The following is a 20,822-nucleotide window of genomic DNA, read 5'->3' on the forward strand; positions in this document are numbered from 1 at the left end:
AATAACTATTGAATCGGCCGAGTATTTCCGCTCAGCTGGCGATCAGCAGTGCCTCCGCGCCCACCGCCCGGAACCCGGCCGCCTGGAAGGTCCGCACGCTGCGCGCGTTGCCCGGCGGCTGCTGCGCCCACACATGGCCGCCCGGCACGAGATGGCGCGCCGCCAGGGCCAGCCGGGCCCCCAGGCCCCCGCCCCGCGTCTCCTCGTCCACCTCGATCGCGGCCTCCCAGCGGCCCGCGATGGCACGCCCCAGGATGAGGACGCCCCCGTCCGCGCGCCACACCCGTACGTCGTCGCGGTACTTCCGCGCCCGCACCACCCGCGGGTGGTCCGGGTCCTCGATCTCCCGCAGCTCCACCGGCGGTTCGCCGGGCAGCGCGGACGCCACGGTCAGCAGGTCCACCACGTCCATCGTCCGGCCCGTACGGCGCATCAGCGACGCGAGGAACAGCGGGTGCACCGACGCGGCCAGCGGATCGCACCCGGCGGCGGCCAGCTCGGCGCGGATCCACTCGGGGTCCTCGTCCAGGAAGACCACCGAATGCGCCGTGAACGCCAGCACGCCGGCGTCGCGCCGGTTCGGCTGGGGGACGATCCGCGTGGTGCCGTCCGGCGCCGGGAACTCGCCGCGCGCCGCGGCGCTCAGGACACGTGCCACCTCATCGCTCATGCCGCCATCGTCCTCCACGGCCCACAGCCGACGGCCGCCACCCCTGCCGTTACTCTTACGGCCGTAGTACAGACATATGAAGGGGTGGAGCGATGGCGGACATCGAGTCTGCGCGCAAGGCTTTCGACCGTTACGACGTGAACGGCGACGGATACATCACGGCCGCTGAGTACAAGAGCGTGATGGCGCAGCTGGGCGACTTCAACGTCACCGAGACGGTCGCCCAGGCGATCATCAACGCCCAGGACGGCAACGCGGACGGCCTCCTGAGCTGGGACGAGTTCTGGAGCCACCTCAACAAGGCCTGAACCGGTGCCCGAGGGGGCGCCCCGCTTCCTGCGGCGGCGCCCCCTCGGCGTACGCGGACCCCGACCGGGGCCTCAGCACTCGATGATGTTCACCGCCAGGCCGCCCCGGGCGGTCTCCTTGTACTTGACGGACATGTCCGCGCCCGTCTCCTTCATGGTCTTGATGACCTTGTCGAGGGAGACCTTGTGGCTGCCGTCGCCGCGCATCGCCATGCGGGCGGCCGTCACGGCCTTGACCGCGGCCATGCCGTTGCGCTCGATGCACGGGATCTGGACGAGGCCGCCCACCGGGTCGCAGGTCAGGCCCAGATTGTGCTCCATGCCGATCTCGGCGGCGTTCTCCACCTGCTCCGGGGAGCCGCCCATGACCTCGGCGAGGGCGCCCGCCGCCATCGAGCAGGCCGAGCCGACCTCGCCCTGGCAGCCGACCTCGGCGCCGGAGATGGAGGCGTTCTCCTTGAACAGCATGCCGACCGCGCCCGCCGCCAGCAGGAAGCGCACGACACCGTCCTCGTCGGCGCCCGGCACGAAGTTCATGTAGTAGTGCAGCACCGCCGGGATGATGCCGGCCGCGCCGTTCGTCGGGGCGGTCACGACCCGGCCGCCGGCGGCGTTCTCCTCGTTCACCGCCATCGCGTACAGGGTGATCCACTCCATGGCGAGCGCCTGGGCGTCGCCCTCGGAGCGCAGCTTGCGGGCGGTCGTGGCGGCGCGGCGGCGGACCTTCAGACCGCCGGGCAGGATGCCCTCGCGGGACATGCCCCGGTCGACGCACTCGCGCATGACCCGCCAGATCTCCAGCAGCCCCGCGCGGATCTCCTCCTCGGTGCGCCACGCCTTCTCGTTCTCCAGCATCAGCGCGGAGATCGACAGCCCGGTCTCGCGGGTGAGCCGCAGCAGCTCGTCACCCGTGCGGAACGGGTACTTCAGGACCGTGTCGTCCAGCTTGATCCGGTCGGCGCCGACCGCGTCCTCGTCCACGACGAACCCGCCGCCGACGGAGTAGTACGTCTTCTCCAGCAGCGTCCCGCCGTCGGCGTCGTACGCCCACAAGGTCATGCCGTTGGCGTGGTAGGGAAGGGTCTGGCGGCGGTGCAGGACCAGGTCGGCGTCGAAGTCGAAGGCGATCTCGTGCGCGCCCAGCAGGTTGATCCGGCCGCTCTGCTTGATCCGCTCGACCTGCTCGTCGGCCGTCTCCACGTCGACGGTGCGGGGCGAGTTGCCCTCCAGGCCCAGCAGGACGGCCTTGGGGGTGCCGTGGCCGTGGCCGGTGGCGCCCAGTGAGCCGTACAGCTCGCAGCGGACCGACGCGGTCGGGGCGAGGAGCCCCTCGTTCTTCAGGCGGCGCGCGAACATTCGGGCCGCCCGCATCGGGCCGACCGTGTGGGAGCTGGACGGGCCGATGCCGATCGAGAACAGGTCGAAGACCGAGATGGCCACGGGAGTACTCCTAGAGGTAGACGCCGCTGTCTGCCTGGGTGGTGCAGGGAAGGGCTGGGGGGGGAGGGGGTGGGATGAGATGGGGGAGGGTGGGGGGACATGGCGCGGGGCACCGCACTCACTCGTCTTCCAGTGTGCGCGGTGCCCCGCCGTGTGGTCGCGGATGTGTCCGACGCCACGAGGGCGCCGGACGGTCCTACAGACCGGGGTAGAGCGGGTGCTTGGCGGCGAGCGCCGTGACCCGGGCCTTCAGCGCGTCCGCGTCGTACGACGGCTTCAGCGTCTCGGCGATGATGTCGGCGACCTCGGTGAAGTCCTCCGCCTGGAAACCGCGCGTGGCGAGCGCCGGCGTGCCGATGCGCAGGCCCGAGGTGACCATCGGGGGCCGCGGGTCGTTCGGGATGGCGTTCCGGTTGACCGTGATGCCGACCTCGTGGAGGCGGTCCTCGGCCTGCTGGCCGTCCAGCTCGCTGTTGCGCAGGTCGACCAGGACCAGGTGCACGTCCGTGCCGCCGGACAGGACGGAGACGCCCGCCTCCGCCACGTCGGCCTGGACCAGGCGCTCGGCGATGATCTTCGCGCCGGCCAGGGTGCGCTCCTGGCGCTCCTTGAACTCCTCGCTCGCCGCGACCTTGAAGGAGACCGCCTTCGCCGCGATGACGTGCTCCAGCGGGCCGCCCTGCTGGCCGGGGAAGACCGCGGAGTTGATCTTCTTGGCGAGCTCGGCGGTCGACAGGATGACACCGCCGCGCGGGCCGCCCAGCGTCTTGTGGGTGGTCGTGGTGACCACGTGGGCGTGCGGCACCGGGTTCGGGTGGAGCCCGGCCGCGACGAGGCCCGCGAAGTGGGCCATGTCCACCATCAGGTACGCGCCGACCTCGTCGGCGATCCGGCGGAACGCCGCGAAGTCCAGCTGCCGCGGGTAGGCGGACCAGCCGGCGACGATCAGCTTCGGCTTGGCCTCCTTGGCGAGGCGCTCGACCTCGGCCATGTCGACCTGGCCCGTCGCGTCGTCGACGTGGTACGCGACGACGTTGTAGAGCTTGCCGGAGAAGTTGATCTTCATGCCGTGGGTCAGGTGCCCGCCGTGCGCGAGGTTCAGACCCATGATCGTGTCGCCCGGCTTGAGCAGGGCGAACATCGCGGCGGCGTTGGCCTGCGCGCCCGAGTGCGGCTGCACGTTGGCGTGCTCGGCGCCGAACAGCGCCTTGATGCGATCGATGGCGATCTGCTCGACCACGTCGACGTGCTCGCAGCCGCCGTAGTACCGGCGGCCGGGGTAGCCCTCGGCGTACTTGTTGGTGAGGACGGAGCCCTGGGCCTCCATGACCGCGACCGGAGCGAAGTTCTCCGAGGCGATCATCTCCAGGGTGTTCTGCTGGCGGCGGAGCTCGGCGTCGACGGCGGCGGCGACGTCCGGGTCCAGCTCGTGGAGAGGGGTGTTCAGAAGCGACATCACGCGGTCCCTAGGGGTGTGGGTGTCGGGCCGGTCAGCCGGCGTACTCGGTGTACTCGTCGGCGGAGAGCAGGTCGGCCGGCTCCTCCGTGACGCGCACCTTGAACAGCCAGCCGCCCTCGAACGGAGCGGTGTTCACCAGGGCCGGGTCGTCCACGACCTCCTGGTTCGCCTCGACGACCTCACCGGTGACCGGCGAGTACAGGTCGCTGACCGACTTGGTGGACTCCAGCTCACCGCAGGTCTCGCCCGCGGTGACCGTGGAGCCGACCTCCGGGAGCTGGACGTACACGACGTCGCCGAGGGCGTTCGCCGCGTGCTCGGTGATGCCGACCGTCGACACGCCGTCCTCGGCGGGCGACAGCCACTCGTGCTCCTTGCTGTAGCGCAGCTGCTGGGGGTTGCTCATGACCTGAATTCTCCTGTACGGGCGGGAGTGCTGGTGAACGGGGAGGGGGTGTGCGGGATCACGTCGCGCGCCGCGAGCGGCCTGCTCGCGAGCGTGTCACTTCTGACGCTTGTAGAACGGCAGCGCCACGACCTCGTACGGCTCGTGGGTACCGCGGATGTCGACGCCCACGCCCGGCGTGCCCGGGGCGGCGTGCGCCGCGTCCACGTACGCCATGGCGATCGGCTTGCCCAGCGTCGGGGACGGGGCGCCCGAGGTGACCTCGCCGATCACCTCGCCGCCCGCGACGACGGCCATCCCGGCGCGCGGGACGCGGCGGCCCTCGGCGACCAGGCCGACCAGCTTGCGCGGCGGCGCGGACTCGGCGCGCGCGGCGGCCGCCTCCAGCGCGGCGCGGCCCACGAAGTCGCCGGCCTTCTCGAACTTCACGACCCGGCCGAGGCCCGCGTCGAACGGGGTCAGGTCGGTCGTCAGCTCGTGCCCGTACAGCGGCATGCCCGCCTCCAGGCGCAGCGTGTCCCGGCAGGACAGGCCGCACGGGATCAGGCCGACGCCCTCGCCCGCCTCGGTCAGCGCCTTCCACAGGGTCTCGGCGTGCTCGGGCGCGGTGAACAGCTCGAAGCCGTCCTCGCCCGTGTAACCCGTACGGGCGATCAGCGCCGGGACGCCGGCGACCGTGCCGGGCAGTCCGGCGTAGTACTTCAGGCCGTCCAGGTCCGCGTCGGTGAGCGACTTGAGGATGCCCGGCGACTCGGGGCCCTGCACGGCGATCAGCGCGTAGGCGTCGCGGTCGTCGCGGACCTCGGCGTCGAAGCCGGCCGCCCGCTCGGTCAGCGCGTCCAGCACGACCTGGGCGTTGGAGGCGTTGGCGACGACCATGTACTCGCGCTCCTGGAGCCGGTACACGATCAGGTCGTCCAGGATGCCGCCGTCCTCGCGGCAGATCATCGTGTAGCGGGCCCGGCCCGTGCCGACGCCGCCGATGTTGCCGACCAGGGCGTAGTCGAGGAGCTCGGCGGCCTGCGGGCCGGTCACGGTGATCTCGCCCATGTGGGAGAGGTCGAACAGGCCGGCCCGCGTGCGGACGGCGTTGTGCTCGTCCCGCTCGCTGCCGTACCGCAGCGGCATGTCCCAGCCGGCGAAGTCGGTCATGGTCGCGCCCAGCGAACGATGCAGCGCATCGAGGGCCGTGCGGCGGGGGGAAGTGCTCATGAAAGGGCTCCCAGGTCCGGGGCATGGGTGGCGAGGACGGTCCTCCCCATCTGTCATCGGAACCTGAGAGGTTCGCCGTGACCCCTCGCGGGGGCGGCTTGCACCTTGGGTGGAGCGGCGCCCCGGCGCTGCGGGGAACGGCTCGCTTTTCAGATCTGCCTCATCACGTGCGGTGCGGGGCCTGAGAGATTCAAGGGAGGAACTTGCTCCTTCGGCGCCCGGGCGACACGGCCCGGAACTCTCCCGCACGGATTCGAGCGGCCTGTATGAGGTTGTCGGCGCGCACATCATCGCACGAGGGCCCCGATCGGCAAACCCTCGGCCGGGGCGAAATCGCTTGTGCCCTATTACCGGTTCTTTACACTTCTTGGGCAGGCTGGGGGGAGCCGAGCTCGGGAGGGCACATGACGTTGCAGCGGTCCGGCGCGTACGCCACGACCGCGGGGGTTCCGGCGCCGCCGGCGCTGCCCGCCCGCACGACGGCCGCCCCGGTCCTGCGCGATCTGCGCGACCGGGACGGGCGCGTCCCGCGCGAGCTGTCCTTCGCCGAGGCCGACGTGGTCGTCGTCTCCGGACTGCCCGGCAGCGGCAAGTCCACCCTGATCCGCCGCGTCGCGCCCGACCGGGCCGTCGACTCCCAGGACACCCGGGAGCGCTGGGAGGCCCGCATGCCCCGCCTCCTGCCGTACGCCGTCTACCGCCCCCTCGTCCGCGCCGCCCACTACGCCGGGCTGCGCGCCCGGCTGCGCACCGGCCGGGGCGTCGTCGTCCACGACTGCGGCACCCAGTCCTGGGTGCGCCGCTGGCTCGCCCGCGAGGCCCGCCGCCGGGGCGGCACCCTCCATCTGCTGCTGCTCGACGTGGACCCCGGCACGGCGCGCGACGGCCAGCGGGAGCGGGGCCGGGGCGTCTCCGCGTACGCCTTCGCCCGCCACCGCAGGGCGGTCGGCCGCCTCGTCCGCGACGCCGAGCGGGGCGTGCTCCCCGCCGGCTCGGGCTCGGCCGTCCTCCTGGACCGCCCGGCCGCCACGACCCTCACCCGCATCCGCTTCCACTGACCGCCCGCGCGGCCGCCCCCCCCGTCCGCCCGGCTGCCCGGCCCGCCGGGGCCCGCGGGCGGAGGCGGGAGCCGGGGGCGGGAGCGGGGCGCGGCGCGCTAGGGTGCTGCGGCACGTAACGCCAGAGAGGGGCACCGTGGACAGCGCAGCCGCCGTAGTCGACACCGCATGGCCGTCCAACGAGCTCGAGGAGGTCCTCTCCGCCTCCCTCGGACAGCACGCCGCCGGCGCCCGCATCGTCGAGGTACTCGGCCGCAGCCACGTCTGGGTGCCGCTGCCCAGGGGCGGCTTTGCCGACAGCGCCGGACCGGGCGCCCCCGGCCTGAACCTGCCCACGCTGGAGTTCGACGGCCTCCCGTACGTCCCGGTGTTCACCTCCGAGAGCCAGTTCCGCGCCTGCGCCGGCGCGCACATGGCGTACGCCGTCGCCCCGGCCGTCGAGTTCGCCCGCGGGCTGCCGCCGCAGCTGGGCATCGCCCTCAACCCGGGCGGCACCGTCGGCGCGCCCCTGCCGCCGCCCGCCGTCGCCGAACTGTGCCGGGCCGGCCGCGACCCCCTCGCCGGGCCCGTGCCCGGCCCGGCCGCCGGCCCGTCCGGCGCCCGCGTCCGCCTGTTCGAACCCGACTGGCAGGACGACCCCGTCGACTTCCTCTCCGCCGCCTCCGCCGAGTTCGAGGCGACCGGCACGGTGCTCACCGCCCGCCGCGCCCTCGCCAGCATCGAGGGCGAGGCGCCCACCCTCTTCGTCGGCGTCCAGCTGACCTCCTGGAACGACGCCGACCGCGCCGCCCCCATGGACGCCCTCGGCCGCGCCCTGGGCGCCGTCCCCGTGCAGTGGCCGGTCAACATGGTCCTCCTGGACATCGCCCAGGACCCCGTCGGCGACTGGATGCTCGAAAGGGTGCGCCCCTTCTACCGCCGCGAGCACAGCTCCTGAGCGGCCGCCCCCGTAAGCTTGGGGCAAGCAGGCGAACGAGGGGCGGGATCAGGTGAGCGCGTCAGGCACCGAGGCGGCCGGAAAGGTCGAGCACATGCTGCGGCAGGTCACGCCCGGGCGCTACGACGCGTACGAGGCCCTGCTGCACGCCCTCGCCGAGGGCCATGTGTGGATGCTGCTCTGGCAGGGCCGGCCCGGCGCCCCCGACGCCCAGTACGGGAACATGGAGGTCGAGGGCCTCGGCTACGCCCCGTGCGTCACCTCCGCGCAGGAGCTCGCCGCCTCCGGCTGGACCCGCGCCCACGAGGTCGTCGCCGTCCGCGACGTGGCCCGCGCCCTCTACCCCGACCGCTGGGGCATCTGGCTCAACCCGCACGCCCCCGGCGGCGGCGTCGGCGTCCCCTGGGCCGACCTGCGCCGCATCGCCACCGGCCTGGACCGCATGCCCGCCGGACCGCTGCGCCTCTCCGAGCCCGCCATCGAGCTGCCGCAGTTCTACGCCCTGCTCACCCAGAACGCCCACCGCACCCCGGCCGTGCGCTCCCTGCGCCGCGCCTGGGTGCAGCCCGCGCTCGGCTCGCCCTACCTCGCCATCGGCCTCGACCTGTACGACACGGGCCCGGCAGCCGTCGACACCGTCCGCGCCATGATGCGGGAGTCCGTCTCCGCCGTCCCCGACGGGCTGCCCGTCTCGACGGTCGCCATGTCCGACGGGTACGACCCGGTCGCGCTGTGGCTGCGCGCCAACGCCCGCCCCTTCTACGACCGCGAGGCCCACCTCGCCCCGCCGCAGCGCGGCACCGCCGCGTACGGATACCCCCAGCAGCGCTGATACCCCGTCAGCGGGTGCCTCCCGAACTCCCCCGTATGACGGGCGTGTTAACGGGCGCAGGGAGCTTGTCCGGGATGGGACCGGTTTGGCGACTGTCCGGGTCTCGACTAGGTATCACCGCTATCCGGACTGTTCTCCGGGATGCCACCCGTCGGTAGTGTTCGGCCGGTCAAGACCTCATTCACTAGGCCAAACCAGGGGTGGCCCATGCGAATATTCAAGTCCCGTGCGGTCCGGGCGGTCACCGCGGCGCTCGCCGTCGGAATGATCGCGACGGGCTGCGCCAGCGAACGCGGCAAGGACGGCGGCAAGGGCGGCGACAAGGACACGTTCGTGTTCGCCGGCGCCGGTGACCCCGGCTCGCTCGACCCGGCGCTCGCCAGCGACGGCGAGACGTTCCGCGTCACCCGCCAGGCCTTCGAGGCCCTGCTGGAGCACGAGTCCGGCGGCAGCAAGCTCGTCGGCGGCCTCGCCGAGTCGTGGACCGGCAACGCGGCCGGCACGGTGTGGACGTTCAACCTCCGCAAGGGGGTGAAGTTCCACGACGGCGAGGCGTTCAACGCCGCGGCCGTCTGCGCCAACTACGACCACTGGTTCAACTGGAAGGGCACCTACCAGTCGAGCGCGGTCTCGTACTACTGGCAGAAGATCATGGGCGGCTTCGCCAAGAACGAGGACAAGGAAGCCCCCAAGCCGAACTACAAGTCGTGCACCGCCAAGGACGAGCACACCGCCGTCATCGAGGTGCACCAGCCCTCCGCCAACCTGCCGGGCGGCTTCTCCCTCCAGGCGCTGGCGATCCACTCGCCGAAGGCGATCAAGGAGTACGCGAAGCAGGCCGCGTCCGCCAAGGGCGACGCCATCACGTACCCCAAGTACAGCCAGGAGGCCGGCACGGTCGCCGGCACCGGCCCGTACAAGATCGTAAAGTGGAACAAGGGCAACAAGGAAATCACCCTTGAGCGCTTCGACGACTACTGGGGCGACAAGGCCAAGGTGAAGAACCTGGTCTTCCGCACGATCGCCACCGAGGAAGGCCGCCGCCAGGCCCTCCAGGCCGGTGACATCGACGGCTACGACCTCGTCTCCCCCGCGGATGTGAAGACGCTGGAGAAGGAGGGCTTCAACGTCCCCACCCGTGACGTCTTCAACCTCTTCTACGTGGGCATGACCCAGGAGAAGAACCCGGCGCTGAAGAAGCCCGAGGTCCGGCAGGCCATCGCGCACGCCATCGACCGCGAGAACATCGTCAAGACCCAGCTGCCCGAGGGCGGCAAGGTCGCGACCCAGTTCATGCCCGACACGGTCGCCGGCTGGTCGGACAAGGTCAAGACGTACGCCCACGACACCAACAAGGCCAAGCAGCTGCTGGCCGCCGCGGGCGAGTCGAAGCTGAAGCTCGAGTTCTGCTACCCGACCGAGGTCACCCGGCCGTACATGCCGGCCCCGCAGGACATGTTCGAGCTGATGAAGTCCGACCTGGAGAAGGCCGGCATCACCGTCACCCCGAAGCCCATGAAGTGGGCCCCGGACTACCTGGACGCCACCGAGGCGGGGGCCTGCGCCCTGCACATGCTCGGCTGGACCGGTGACTTCAACGACGGCTACAACTTCATCGGCACCTGGTTCGCCAAGTACGACAAGCAGTGGGGCTTCAAGGAGCCGAAGGTCTTCGACGCGGTGAACGCCGGCTCGAAGATTGGCGACCCCGCCAAGCGCGTGGACGCGTACAAGAAGGCCAATGAGGCGATCATGGAGTACCTGCCGGGTCTCCCGATCTCCTCGTCCCCGCCGGCCATCGCGTTCGGCAAGAACGTCAACCCGCCGAAGGTCTCCCCGCTGACGCAGGAGAACTTCGCCGAGGTCTCCTTCAAGTAATCGCATCCGCACGCGGGGTCCGCCCGGCCACAGCACTGCGTGGCCGGGCGGGCCCGCTTCTGACGTACACGTAAGAAAGGGGCATGCGGGGTGCTGCGACTCGTCGTACGAAGACTGCTACAGCTGATACCCACCCTGCTCGGCCTGTCGGTTCTCCTCTTCCTGTGGCTGAACCGACTGCCCGGCGGACCCGCCTCAGCGATCCTGGGCGAACGGGCGACTCCCACCGAAGTGGCGCGCATCAACCGCGCGCTGGGCCTCGACCAGCCGGTCTGGGTGCAGTACGGCCGCTTCCTCAAGCGCATCTTCCAGCTCGACCTGGGGACCTCCACCAAGACCGGCCAGCCCGTGTGGGACGAGTTCGCCCTGCGCTTCCCGGCCACCGTGGAGCTGAGCCTCCTGGCGATGCTCATCGCCGTGGTCGTCGGCATCCCGCTCGGCTACCTCGCCGCCAAGCGGCGCGGCGGCTGGCTCGACGTGGCCTCCGTCTCCGGCTCGCTGGTCGGCATCTGCGTCCCGGTCTTCTTCCTCGCCCTCATCCTGAAGGGCATCTTCGCCGTCAACCTGGGCATCTTCCCCAGCTACGGCCGGCTCACCACCGGACTCGACGCCACCGACGTGACCGGCTTCGCCGTCCTCGACGGCATCCTCACCGGCGAGTTCGACGCCACCCTGGACGCGCTGCACCACCTGACGCTGCCGGCCATCACCCTCGCCTCCATCCCGCTCGCCGTCATCGTCCGGATGACCCGCGCGAGCGTCCTGGAGGTCCTCGGTGAGGACTACGTCCGCACCGCCGAGTCCAAGGGCCTGGAGAAGAACACCGTCCGCGTCCGCCACGTGCTGCGCAACGCGCTGCTGCCGGTGGTCACCGCGATCGGCCTGCTCACCGGCTCCCTCCTGTCGGGCGCGGTCCTCACCGAGTCCGTCTTCGCCTTCGGCGGCATCGGCTCCTTCATCAAGGACGCGATCGACGCCCGCGACTACCCGGTGCTCGTCGGCTTCATCATGTTCATCGCGATGGTGTACGTCGTCATCAACCTGCTGGTGGACCTGGCGTACAGCCTCATCGACCCGAGAGTGCGGGTGAACTGACGTGTCCACCAAGACAGACAAGATCGACCGGCTCGCGCAGCTCACCCAGGCCAATGAGACGACGACCGGCGCCAGCCTGTGGCGCGAGGCGTTCCGCCGCCTGAAGAACAGCAAGATGGCCGTCATCGGCGCCGCCATCATCGCCCTCTTCGTCATCGTCGCGATCGTCGGCCCGTGGCTCGCGCCGCACGCCCCGACCGCGCAGACCTGGCGCGGCGAGGTCTTCGCCAACCAGGGCAAGTTCGTCGGCGCCCGCGGCGAGAACTGGTTCGGACTGGACCACCTGGGCCGCGACATGTTCTCCCGGATGCTCGTCGGCGCCCGCCAGACGCTGCTCGTCGGCGTCGTGTCGATGCTCATCGGCCTGGTCGTCGGCGCCCTGATCGGCATGCTGTCCGGCGCCGCCGCCACCCTCGGCGGCAAGGCCGGCGCGCGGGTCGACACGGTCGTCATGCGCTTCATCGACATCCTGCTGTCGCTGCCGTCGCTGCTGCTCGCCGTCTCCATCGCGGCCGTCATGGGCCAGTCCCTGACCACCGTGATGATCGCCGTCGGTGTCGTGCAGATCCCGATCTTCGCGCGGCTGCTGCGCGGCTCGATGCTCTCCCAGGGCGGTACGGACTACGTCCTGGCGGCCAAGGCCCTCGGCGTACGGCGCAAGCGGATCGTCCTCACGCAGATCCTGCCGAACTCGCTCAGCCCCGTGATCGTCCAGGCGACCCTCAGCCTCGCCACCGCGATCATCGAGGCCGCCGCCCTGTCCTACCTGGGCCTGGGCAACCCGGACCCGGCCGTCCCCGAGTGGGGCGTGATGCTCTCCCAGGCGCAGCGCTTCTTCGACAACGCGCCGATGATGGCCGTCTACCCGGCGGTCGGGATCATCATCACCGCCCTCGGCTTCACCCTGCTCGGCGAGGCCATGCGCGAAGCCCTCGACCCGAAGCTGCGAGGCTGAACTGCCATGCCACTGCTCACTGTTGACGAACTCACCGTCACCTTCGGCGGACGCGGACGCAAGCCGTCGACGGCGGTCGACGGGGTCTCCTTCACCGTCGACCAGGGCCAGGTCGTCGGCCTGGTCGGCGAGTCCGGCTGCGGCAAGTCCGTGACCTCCCTCGCCCTGATGGGGCTGCTGCCCGGCAAGGGCGTCACCGTCGGCGGGCGCGCCGTGTTCGACGGCGAGGACCTGCTGGCCATGAGCCCGAGGAAGCTGCGGGACATGCGCGGCAGCAAGCTCGCGATGATCTTCCAGGACCCGCTGTCCTCCCTGAACCCGGTCATCCCGATCGGCGTGCAGGTCACCGAGATCCTCCAGCGGCACCGGGGGCTGAAGGGCGAGGCCGCCCGCAAGGAGGCCGCGCACCTCCTCGACCGGGTCGGCATCCCCGACCCGGCGCGGCGCCTGAAGGAGTACCCGCACCAGCTGTCGGGCGGTATGCGGCAGCGCGCGCTCATCGCCATGGCGGTGGCCTGCGCCCCGCGCCTGCTGATCGCCGACGAGCCCACGACCGCCCTGGACGTGACGATCCAGGCGCAGATCCTGGAGCTGCTGAAGGAGCTCGTGGACCAGGAGGGCACCGCCCTGCTGATGATCACCCACGACCTGGGCGTCGTCGCCGGGCTGTGCGACGAGGTGAACGTGCTGTACGCGGGGAAGGCGGTGGAGTCGGCGGGCCGCCGCGAGCTGTTCGCCCACCCCACGCACCCGTACGCGCACGGCCTCCTCGGCTCCATCCCGCGCCTGGACGCCCCGCGCGGCGAGCCGCTGAACCCGATCCGCGGCTCCATCAACGACAAGATCGCCTGGGCGGACGGCTGCGCGTTCGCGCCGCGCTGCGACTTCTACACCCTGGAGTGCCTCACCGGCACGCCCCAGCTGACCGAGCCGCGCACGGAAGGCCACCGGGTGCGCTGCGTCAACCCGGTGCTGCCCGACGCGCCGGCCGAGGAGGTACCGGCATGAGCCTGCTCGAACTGGACGGGGTGAAGGTCCACTTCCCCGTCAAGAAGGGTCTCCTCTTCGACCGCACGGTCGGCCACGTCTACGCCGTCGACGGGGTCTCGCTGAAGGTCGAGGCCGGTCAGACGTACGGCCTGGTCGGCGAGTCCGGCTGCGGCAAGACCACGCTGGGCCGGGCCGTGCTGCGGCTGGTCGACGTCACCGACGGCGAGGTCGTCTTCGACGGCACCGACCTGGCGAAGCTGCCCGAGGAGGAGATGCGGAAGTTCCGCCGCCGCCTCCAGATGGTCTTCCAGGACCCGCTGGGCAGCCTGAACCCGCGCCAGAACATCGAGTCGATCCTCTCCGAGGGGATGCTCGCGCACGGCATCGGCGCCAGTCAGGAGGAGCGCCGCGAGAAGATCAAGGCGATCCTGCAGCGGGTGGGCCTGCCGGCCAACGCCCTGTCGCGGTACCCGCACGAGTTCTCCGGCGGCCAGCGCCAGCGCATCGGCATCGCCCGGGCGCTCGTGCTGGAGCCGGACGTCATCATCTGCGACGAGCCCGTGTCGGCGCTGGACGTGTCGATCCAGGCGCAGGTCATCAACCTGCTGGAGGAGCTCCAGGAGCAGCTGGGCCTCACCTATCTGGTGATCGCCCACGACCTGGCCGTCGTCCGGCACATCTCGGACGTCATCGGGGTCATGTACCTGGGCTCCCTGGTGGAGGAGGCGCCGAGCGACGCGCTGTACGCGGCGCCGAAGCACCCGTACACCAAGGCGCTGATGTCGGCGGTCCCGGTGCCGGACCCGGAGGTGGAGGACCGCCGCGAGCGCATCCTCCTGCACGGCGACCTCCCGTCGCCCGCCAACCCCCCGGCGGGGTGCCGCTTCCACACCCGCTGCCCGTGGGCGCAGGCGCGGTGCGCCTCGGAGCGGCCCGAGCTGGTGGACGTGGGGGAGGGGCACAAGGTGGCGTGCCACTTCGCGGCGGAGATCGAGTCGGGGGAGTTGCCGCTGACGCGTCCGACGGGGGTGGAGGCGGTGGTCGGCACGTCCGTGCCGGCGCCGGCGCCGGCTCCGGAGGCCGAGGCCGAGCCCGCGGACCCGAAGACCAAGAACCCCCTCTGACCCCGAGCCCCCGCCGCCGCGTGCCGCTCGGGGGCCCGACGCCCCGGCCCCCGAGCGGCCGGGGCCCCTCTGCGGGATGCCTCCCGCCGCTTGTGGGGCGGCCCCGTGCGGGGCGTGCTGCCGCCGCTGTGGGCATGCGTTCCTCCCCCCTGGACGAAGGTCCTTGGGGAGGAACGACTGCCCACAACGGTGTTCGGGCCTTGAGCGCAGTCGGGGCCCGCCCGCAGGGGTGGGAGGGGACGGTTTGGGTGCTGGTGCGGGGCGCGCGGTAGAACTGTGCGGTGCTTCAGGACCTGTTCACCCCCTCCGTCCTCCACGCCCTGGAACTGGCGGGCATCTTCGTCTTCGCCATCTCCGGCGCCCTCCTCGCCGTGCGGAAGAACTTCGACGTCTTCGGCATGGCCGTCCTCGCCGAGGTCACCGCGCTGGGCGGCGGGCTCTTCCGCGACCTGGTCATCGGAGCCGTACCCCCCGCCGCCTTCACCGACCTCGGCTACTTCGTCATGCCGCTCGTCGCCACCGTGCTCGTCTTCTTCCTGCACCCGGTCGTCGAGCGCACCCAGGCGGCCGTGAACGTCTTCGACGCCGCGGGCCTCGGCCTGTTCTGCGTGGCCGGCACGACCAAGGCGTACGAGTACGGGCTCGGCCTCACCCAGTCCGCCGTCCTCGGCATGGCGACCGCCGTCGGCGGCGGCGTCCTGCGGGACGTCCTCGCGAACGAGGCGCCGTCGCTGCTGCGCTGGGACCGCGACCTGTACGCCGTGCCGGCCATCGTCGGCTCGACCCTCGTCGTGCTGTTCATCCGCTTCGAGGCGCTGAACCCCTTCACCAGCGCCCTCGCCGCCCTCGCCGCGTTCGTCCTGCGCCTGCTCGCGCTGCGCTACAGCTGGCGGGCGCCCCGCGCCTGGAACCGCCGCTCCACCGCCCGCGAGGAGCCCGAGCACAAAGCTACCGCTTAGTAGTTACCTGTTGTACGGTTCTGGCCATGGACAGCAGCAGTCAGTTCGACCGCGACACCGCGGTGAACCTCCGCGCCCCGGGCGTCTACGACACGGACCTCTCCGCCGACTGGACGATCTTCGGCGTCGTCAACGGCGGCTACCTGCTCGCCCTGCTGGGCCGCGCCCTGGGCGAAGCCCTGCCGCACCCGCACCCCTTCTCCGTGTCGGCCCACTACCTGGCCCCCTCGCTGCCCGGCCCCGCCGTGATCCGCACCGAGACGGTCCGCACCGGCCGCACCCTGTCGACGGGCCAGGCGTCCCTCTTCCAGTACGCGGAGGACGGCACCGAGACCGAGCGCATCCGGGTCCTCGCCACGTACGGCGACCTCGACGCCCTCTCGGACGACGTGCGCACCAGCGCCAAGCCGCCCGCCATCCCGCCGTACGAGCACTGCTTCGGCCCCGCGGACGCGCCGACCCCGCTGCCCGGCTCGGCCGAGATCGCCCGCCTCCTGGACATCAAGCTCGACCCGGCCACCATCGGCTGGGCCGTCGGCGCCCCCTCCGGCAAGGGCGAGGTGCGCGGCTGGTTCGGCCTCGCGGACGGCCGCGACCCCGACCCGCTGTCCCTGCTGCTGACCGTCGACGCGCTCCCGCCGACCGCCTTCGACCTGGGCCTCAGCGGCTGGACGCCGACCGTCGAGCTCACCACGCACATCCGCTGCCGCCCCGCGCCCGGCCCGCTGCGGGTCTCCATCACCACCCGCAACCTCGCCGGCGGCTTCCTCGAGGAGGACGCCGAGGTGTGGGACAGCGCCGACCGCCTCGTCGCCCAGTCCCGCCAGCTCGCCCGCGCCCCGCGCGACGCCTCCTGACGCAGCCGGCCCGCAAGCCCCCCGGGGAGGCGCGCGTTCAGTCCAGCCAGTGGCGGCTGCCCAGCGCCACCAGCCGCAGCCGCTGCCGCGCCTCCCCCTCGACCCGCTCCCGCGCCGCCCCGTCGGGCCCCGCCTCCAGGAGCGCGTACGCGGTCGTCACCATCAGGTCGACGTACAGCCGCGCCAGCATCAGCAGGTCCTCCCGCCGCCAGCCCGCCGCCTCCGGAAGCCCGGCCAGCGCGTCGGCGGCCTCCCCGGCGAACCGGTCGAGTTCACCGCCGATCGCGTCCCGCACCGCCCGCACCCCGCCGTGCCGCTCCCGCGCCAGGAACCGCACGTGCGCCGGCTGCTCCCGTACGAGACGGGCCACCAGCCCCACCGCCCCGGCGATCAGCCGCTCGCTGTCCGCCGTCGCCGCCAGGTGCGCCCGGACCGTCGTGTGCAGACCGCCCAGCGACTCCTCGACGAGCGCGACGCCCAGGTCGGCCATGTCGCGGAAGTGCCGGTAGAACCCCGTCGGCGCGATCCCTGCCGCCCGGGTCACCTCCCGCAGCCCCAGCCCGCTCAGGCTCCGCTCCTCCAGCTGCGCGAGCGCCGCGTCCAGCAGTGCCTGACGGGTCCTGAGCTTGCGCGCCTGCCGGACGCCCGCGACGGCCGCGGCTCCCGTCGTGTGACTCATGCCATGCAGTAAACAACCGTTCGCCCAACGCCTCCAGGGGTACGCGTCACTAGACTCACCAGTCAGTGCACAGTTGTCAGCTCAACGAGAGGCAACCCGATGCTCTTCCTCGTCGCCGCCCTGCTCCTGCTGGGCACGCTCATGGGAACCGCGGCCTTCGTGCCGCCGGCCGTCACCGCCGCCGGCGCCACCGCCATCGCCCTCTGGCTGCTCGTCTTCGCCGTGCGCGAGCGCTCCGCCCCCCGCCACCGGAACTGACGGGGGGCCGCGATGCGACTCGCCGCCGTACTGCCGCGCCGCGCCGCCGGCGCCGGGCCGACCGCGAGCCGGGACGCCGCGGGGCGCGCCCCGAACAGGGACGCCGGCACCCGGCCCGTGCGCCGGGACGCCGACGGGATGGCCGTCGCCGCCTTCGTCCTCGGCCTCGTCGGCCTGCTCGTCTTCAACATCCTCCTGGGCCCCATGGCCGTCTGCCTCGCCGTGCTCGCCCTGCGGCGGGGCACCCGGCGCCCCGCCCGCGCCCTGCTCGGCCTGGCCCTGGGCGTCGCCGACCTCGTCGTACTGGCCGCCCTGGTCACCGCCAACGGCACGGTGTCCTGGAACCTCGGCTGAGGCCCCCGCGGGGGCCCGCGGCGAATGGCCGGATACGCCCCCGCCGGGCGCCCGCCCCGGGCTCGTAGAATCGGGGCACCATGGCTTACCTCGACCACGCCGCGACCACTCCGATGCTCCCGGAGGCGATCGAGGCGATGACCGCCCAGCTCACCGCCACGGGCAACGCCTCGTCCCTGCACGCCGCCGGGCGCCGGGCCCGCCGCACCGTCGAGGAGGCCCGCGAGACGCTCGCCGAGGCGCTCGGGGCCCGGCCCAGCGAGGTCGTCCTCACCTCCGGCGGCACCGAGGCGGACAACCTCGCCGTCAAGGGCCTCTACTGGTCCCGGCGCGCCGCCGACCCGCGCCGCGTCCGCGTCCTGGCCAGCCCGGTCGAGCACCACGCCGTCCTCGACGCCGTCCACTGGCTCGGCGAGCACGAGGGCGCCACCGTCGAGTACCTGCCCGTCGACGCGTACGGGCGCGTGCACCCCGACGCGCTGCGCGAGGCCATCGCACGCGACCCCGGCAGCGTCGCCCTCGCCACCGTCATGTGGGCCAACAACGAGATCGGCACCCTCATGCCGATCGCCGAACTGGCCGCCGTCGCCGCCGAGTTCGACGTGCCGCTGCACTCCGACGCCGTCCAGGCCGTCGGCCAGGTCCCGGTCTCCTTCGCCGAGTCCGGGCTCGCCGCCATGACCGTGTCGGGCCACAAGATCGGCGGCCCCTACGGCATCGGCGCGCTCCTCCTCGGCCGCACCCACAGCCCCGTCCCCGTCCTCCACGGCGGTGGGCAGGAACGCCACGTGCGCTCCGGCACCCTCGACGTGCCCGCCGTCGCCGCGTTCGCCGTCGCCGCCCGGATCGCCACCGAGCACCGCGAGCGGTTCGCCCGGGAGATCGGCGCCCTGCGCGACGAACTGATCGACGCCGTACGGGCGGCCGTCCCCGACGCGGTACTCGGCGGCGACCCCGACGATCGGCTCCCCGCGAACGCCCACTTCAGCTTCCCCGGCTGCGAGGGCGACTCGCTGCTGCTGCTCCTCGACGCCCAGGGCATCGAGTGCTCCACCGGCTCCGCCTGCACCGCCGGCGTCGCCCAGCCCAGCCATGTCGTCCTGGCCACCGGCACCGACCCGGACCTGGCGCGCGGCACGCTGCGCTTCACCCTCGGCCACACCTCCACCCGCGCCGACGTGGACGCCCTCGCCCGGGCCATCGGCCCGGCCGTCGCCCGCGCCCGCACCGCCGGCCTCAGCTAGCGCCCGCACCGCCGGCCTCGGCTAGGCCGCACCCCGGCCCGCGATCATGGAGGGCGGGCGCCGGAACGGGCGCCCGCCCTGTCCGCGCTGCCGTCTCCCGGAGGGCTTCGAGGGCCCGCCGGGGGGCCTGCGTCAGACGATGGCGAGCCGGTCCACCAGCAGCTCCACCCTGCGCTCGGCGTACTCGGCCGGCAGGCGGCCCGCGCGGGTCAGGGTGGCCAGGCCGTGCAGGGCGGCCCAGAACGTCTCGGTGAAAAGCCCCGGTTCGACGCCGTCCCCGGCCACCTCGGCCAGGGTCTCCATCAGCGCGGCGAAGGCGTCCTTCAACGCCTCCGGGGTGTCCTCCCGCGCGTACGCCAGACCGCCGTCCAGCTGGAACAGCGCGTCGTAGACCGCCGGGTTGTGTGCGGCGAACCCGAGGTAGGCGCGGGCCAGCGCGGCGACCCGGTCGCGCGGGCCGTCCGCGGCGCAGGCCGCGGCCCGCACCGCCGCCGCCATCTCGGCGGCCCCCTGCAGGGCGACGGCGCCGATGATCTCGCGCTTGCCCCGGAAGTGGCTGTAGAGGACGGGCTGGCTGTACTCGATGCGCTCGGCGAGCCGGCGGGTGGTGACCGCGTCCCAGCCCTGCTCCTCGGCGAGTTCACGGGCCGTCGCCACGATGAGGCGCTCGCGCTCCGCCCGTTCGCGCTGCTTGCGTTCCTGTACCGACATGCCCTGATGCTAGCACCGCTAGACAATCGAGCGGCGGAAGGTCTAGCGTTGCTTCATCACCTAGCGGCGCTAGAAACGCGGAGGATCACCATGCTCGGCACGCTCCAGGTCGTCACCATCGTCACCGTCGGCCTGATGGTGGGGGTGGAGTTCTCCGTCGCCTTCGTCATGAACCGGATCCTCGACGCCCTGCCCGAGGACAGCGCCCAGCTCGCCCACGCCCACGGCGGCCGCATGCTCGGCGCCCTGATGCCGTTCTGGTACATCGGCTCGCTCGTCCTCAGCGCGGCGTGGGCCGTCGCCGACTGGGGCCATCGCGGCACCGGACTCGTCCTCACCGCCGCCGGCCTCCTGGTCCTCAGCGTGGTCATGTCGCTCCTGCTGCTCGTCCCGATCAACAACCGGAACAAGACCTGGACCCCCGAGAACCGGCCCGCCGACTGGAGGCGGCAGCTGCGCCGCTGGGAGCGCTACCACCACCTCCGCGTCGCCGTCATCGTCGCCGCCTTCGCCCTCCTGGCCGCCGCCCTCACCTGACCCCGCGACCGCTCCGCGCACCCGCGGCCCCCGTCCCGTCCGGACGCGTCAGGCAGGCGGCGCCGGCGCGGGCGCCGCGGGGCTGGGGCGCGCCCGGGTTCCCCGGACGGGCGGCCTATCCCTGCCGCGTGGCGCGGGACGCGGAGGCGGGGGAGGCGGACGGGCGGGGGGCCGACGCCGCCCGGCGGACCAGCTCCATGTACCGGTCCCAGTCCCAGTGGGGGCCCGGGTCCGTGTGGTCCGTGCCCTCCACCTCGACATGGCCGATGATGTGCTCCCGGTCGACGGGTATGCCGTACCGGGCGCATATGTCCGCCGTCAGCCGCGCCGACGCCGCGTACATCTCGGGCGTGAAGTCCTTCGGGCGGTCCACGAAGCCCTCGTGCTCGATGCCGATGCTCCGCTCGTTCATCTCCCGGTTTCCCGCGTGGAACGCCACGTCCAGCTCGCGGATCATCTGGGCGATCCGCCCGTCCTTGCCGACCACGTAGTGCGTCGCCGCGCCGTGCCCCGGGTTCTTGAACACCCGCAGGGCCGTCGCGTAGCTGCCCTGCACCACATGGATCACCACCCGGTCGATGCCGAAGTCGTCCGGCCGGTCGGCCCGCCTCCAGTTCGCCCGAGCCGCCGCCGTCCACACCGCCCCCGCGTGGTCCAGCTCGCCCTCCACCCGCCGCTTCTCCGTGCCCGGCAGCCGCCACCACAGCCGCCGCAGCTCGTCCCAGCCCAGCGCGGCGGCGCCCGCCACCGCGGCGCCGCCGCCGATCAGCACCGCGCGCCGCCTCACCCGTCCGGTCTCTTCCTGGCCCATGCCACCGAGAACGCTCACTGCCACGACGACGGTTCCCGGCGCCCCGTA

23 protein-coding genes and 1 riboswitch are annotated in these 20,822 nt (G+C 72.5%); of the genes, 15 read left to right on the forward strand and 8 right to left on the reverse strand.

Features of this window, described 5'->3' with window-relative positions:
• Positions 1–31: 31 nt before the first annotated feature.
• Positions 32–670 carry a GNAT family N-acetyltransferase gene (locus ACSUPT_RS21140; RefSeq protein ID WP_436945274.1) on the reverse strand — a complete coding sequence of 213 codons (639 nt, stop codon included), beginning with the start codon at positions 668–670 and terminating at the stop codon, positions 32–34.
• Positions 671–762: 92 nt separating this feature from the next.
• On the opposite strand from ACSUPT_RS21140, the gene ACSUPT_RS21145 reads away from it, so the two are divergent.
• Entirely contained in the window at positions 763–978 is a 216-nt protein-coding gene (locus tag ACSUPT_RS21145; RefSeq protein WP_351966810.1) for an EF-hand domain-containing protein, read from the forward strand.
• 72 nt (positions 979–1,050) lie between these two features.
• Here the strand turns inward: ACSUPT_RS21145 and ACSUPT_RS21150 are convergent, their stop codons facing one another.
• From ACSUPT_RS21150 to gcvT, 4 genes are all read right to left on the reverse strand, one after another.
• Positions 1,051–2,418, reverse strand: a complete 1,368-nt coding sequence (locus ACSUPT_RS21150) for an L-serine ammonia-lyase (RefSeq protein WP_351966809.1) — start codon at positions 2,416–2,418, stop codon at positions 1,051–1,053.
• A 196-nt stretch (positions 2,419–2,614) separates the two neighbouring features.
• The gene (gene glyA, locus ACSUPT_RS21155; RefSeq protein WP_351966808.1) at positions 2,615–3,874 is read right to left on the reverse strand and encodes a serine hydroxymethyltransferase; all 1,260 of its coding nucleotides are present in this window, start codon (positions 3,872–3,874) and stop codon (positions 2,615–2,617) included.
• A gap of 34 nt (positions 3,875–3,908) precedes the next feature.
• Positions 3,909–4,283 (reverse strand): glycine cleavage system protein GcvH, encoded by a 375-nt coding sequence (gene gcvH, locus ACSUPT_RS21160; protein WP_351966807.1) that lies wholly within the window; start codon positions 4,281–4,283, stop codon positions 3,909–3,911.
• Between the two features lie 96 nt (positions 4,284–4,379).
• A complete protein-coding gene (gcvT, locus tag ACSUPT_RS21165; RefSeq protein ID WP_404149356.1) occupies positions 4,380–5,495 on the reverse strand; it encodes a glycine cleavage system aminomethyltransferase GcvT in 1,116 nt (371 codons plus the stop codon).
• A gap of 160 nt (positions 5,496–5,655) precedes the next feature.
• Positions 5,656–5,751: riboswitch (glycine riboswitch) on the reverse strand.
• A gap of 148 nt (positions 5,752–5,899) precedes the next feature.
• Here gcvT and ACSUPT_RS21170 point away from each other — a divergent pair.
• The 10 genes from ACSUPT_RS21170 to ACSUPT_RS21215 all read left to right on the forward strand — a co-directional run bounded on the left by ACSUPT_RS21170 (position 5,900) and on the right by ACSUPT_RS21215 (position 16,180).
• The gene (locus ACSUPT_RS21170; RefSeq protein ID WP_361658560.1) at positions 5,900–6,553 is read left to right on the forward strand and encodes an AAA family ATPase; all 654 of its coding nucleotides are present in this window, start codon (positions 5,900–5,902) and stop codon (positions 6,551–6,553) included.
• A 136-nt stretch (positions 6,554–6,689) separates the two neighbouring features.
• Positions 6,690–7,490 carry an enhanced serine sensitivity protein SseB gene (locus tag ACSUPT_RS21175; RefSeq protein ID WP_436945276.1) on the forward strand — a complete coding sequence of 267 codons (801 nt, stop codon included), beginning with the start codon at positions 6,690–6,692 and terminating at the stop codon, positions 7,488–7,490.
• A 52-nt stretch (positions 7,491–7,542) separates the two neighbouring features.
• Positions 7,543–8,322 carry an enhanced serine sensitivity protein SseB C-terminal domain-containing protein gene (locus ACSUPT_RS21180; RefSeq protein ID WP_351966803.1) on the forward strand — a complete coding sequence of 260 codons (780 nt, stop codon included), beginning with the start codon at positions 7,543–7,545 and terminating at the stop codon, positions 8,320–8,322.
• A 207-nt stretch (positions 8,323–8,529) separates the two neighbouring features.
• Positions 8,530–10,200, forward strand: coding sequence for an ABC transporter substrate-binding protein (locus tag ACSUPT_RS21185; RefSeq protein WP_351966802.1), 1,671 nt, complete (start codon positions 8,530–8,532; stop codon positions 10,198–10,200).
• 90 nt (positions 10,201–10,290) lie between these two features.
• Complete coding sequence (locus ACSUPT_RS21190; RefSeq protein WP_351966801.1) at positions 10,291–11,295, forward strand: ABC transporter permease; 1,005 nt, start codon at positions 10,291–10,293, stop codon at positions 11,293–11,295.
• 1 nt (position 11,296) lies between these two features.
• Complete coding sequence (locus tag ACSUPT_RS21195; protein WP_351966800.1) at positions 11,297–12,250, forward strand: ABC transporter permease; 954 nt, start codon at positions 11,297–11,299, stop codon at positions 12,248–12,250.
• A 6-nt stretch (positions 12,251–12,256) separates the two neighbouring features.
• Complete coding sequence (locus ACSUPT_RS21200; protein WP_351966799.1) at positions 12,257–13,258, forward strand: ABC transporter ATP-binding protein; 1,002 nt, start codon at positions 12,257–12,259, stop codon at positions 13,256–13,258.
• Positions 13,255–14,364: an ABC transporter ATP-binding protein gene (locus tag ACSUPT_RS21205; RefSeq protein ID WP_351966798.1), complete on the forward strand. Its 1,110-nt coding sequence runs from the start codon at positions 13,255–13,257 to the stop codon at positions 14,362–14,364. The genes ACSUPT_RS21200 and ACSUPT_RS21205 overlap by 4 nt, the downstream gene beginning before the upstream one ends.
• A 281-nt stretch (positions 14,365–14,645) precedes the next feature.
• Positions 14,646–15,323, forward strand: coding sequence for a trimeric intracellular cation channel family protein (locus ACSUPT_RS21210; RefSeq protein WP_351966797.1), 678 nt, complete (start codon positions 14,646–14,648; stop codon positions 15,321–15,323).
• Between the two features lie 26 nt (positions 15,324–15,349).
• Positions 15,350–16,180 carry a thioesterase family protein gene (locus ACSUPT_RS21215; RefSeq protein WP_351966796.1) on the forward strand — a complete coding sequence of 277 codons (831 nt, stop codon included), beginning with the start codon at positions 15,350–15,352 and terminating at the stop codon, positions 16,178–16,180.
• Positions 16,181–16,217: 37 nt separating this feature from the next.
• On the opposite strand, the gene ACSUPT_RS21220 is transcribed toward ACSUPT_RS21215, so the two are convergent.
• Complete coding sequence (locus ACSUPT_RS21220) at positions 16,218–16,859, reverse strand: TetR family transcriptional regulator (protein ID WP_436945280.1); 642 nt, start codon at positions 16,857–16,859, stop codon at positions 16,218–16,220.
• 99 nt (positions 16,860–16,958) lie between these two features.
• Between ACSUPT_RS21220 and ACSUPT_RS21225 the strand changes: the two genes are divergently transcribed.
• From ACSUPT_RS21225 to ACSUPT_RS21235, 3 genes are all read left to right on the forward strand, one after another.
• Positions 16,959–17,117 carry a hypothetical protein gene (locus ACSUPT_RS21225; RefSeq protein WP_351966794.1) on the forward strand — a complete coding sequence of 53 codons (159 nt, stop codon included), beginning with the start codon at positions 16,959–16,961 and terminating at the stop codon, positions 17,115–17,117.
• 12 nt (positions 17,118–17,129) lie between these two features.
• Complete coding sequence (locus ACSUPT_RS21230; protein ID WP_351966793.1) at positions 17,130–17,471, forward strand: DUF4190 domain-containing protein; 342 nt, start codon at positions 17,130–17,132, stop codon at positions 17,469–17,471.
• Positions 17,472–17,551: 80 nt separating this feature from the next.
• The gene (locus ACSUPT_RS21235; protein ID WP_351966792.1) at positions 17,552–18,715 is read left to right on the forward strand and encodes a cysteine desulfurase family protein; all 1,164 of its coding nucleotides are present in this window, start codon (positions 17,552–17,554) and stop codon (positions 18,713–18,715) included.
• A gap of 132 nt (positions 18,716–18,847) precedes the next feature.
• On the opposite strand, the gene ACSUPT_RS21240 is transcribed toward ACSUPT_RS21235, so the two are convergent.
• Positions 18,848–19,426: a TetR/AcrR family transcriptional regulator gene (locus tag ACSUPT_RS21240; RefSeq protein ID WP_399219851.1), complete on the reverse strand. Its 579-nt coding sequence runs from the start codon at positions 19,424–19,426 to the stop codon at positions 18,848–18,850.
• 90 nt (positions 19,427–19,516) lie between these two features.
• Between ACSUPT_RS21240 and ACSUPT_RS21245 the strand changes: the two genes are divergently transcribed.
• Complete coding sequence (locus ACSUPT_RS21245; RefSeq protein ID WP_399219850.1) at positions 19,517–19,963, forward strand: anthrone oxygenase family protein; 447 nt, start codon at positions 19,517–19,519, stop codon at positions 19,961–19,963.
• A 115-nt stretch (positions 19,964–20,078) separates the two neighbouring features.
• Here the strand turns inward: ACSUPT_RS21245 and ACSUPT_RS21250 are convergent, their stop codons facing one another.
• Positions 20,079–20,774: an N-acetylmuramoyl-L-alanine amidase gene (locus ACSUPT_RS21250; RefSeq protein ID WP_351966825.1), complete on the reverse strand. Its 696-nt coding sequence runs from the start codon at positions 20,772–20,774 to the stop codon at positions 20,079–20,081.
• Between the last annotated feature and the right edge of the window lie 48 nt (positions 20,775–20,822).

The organism is Streptomyces sp. SudanB25_2051 (genome assembly GCF_964272635.1).
GTDB lineage: Bacteria > Actinomycetota > Actinomycetes > Streptomycetales > Streptomycetaceae > Streptomyces.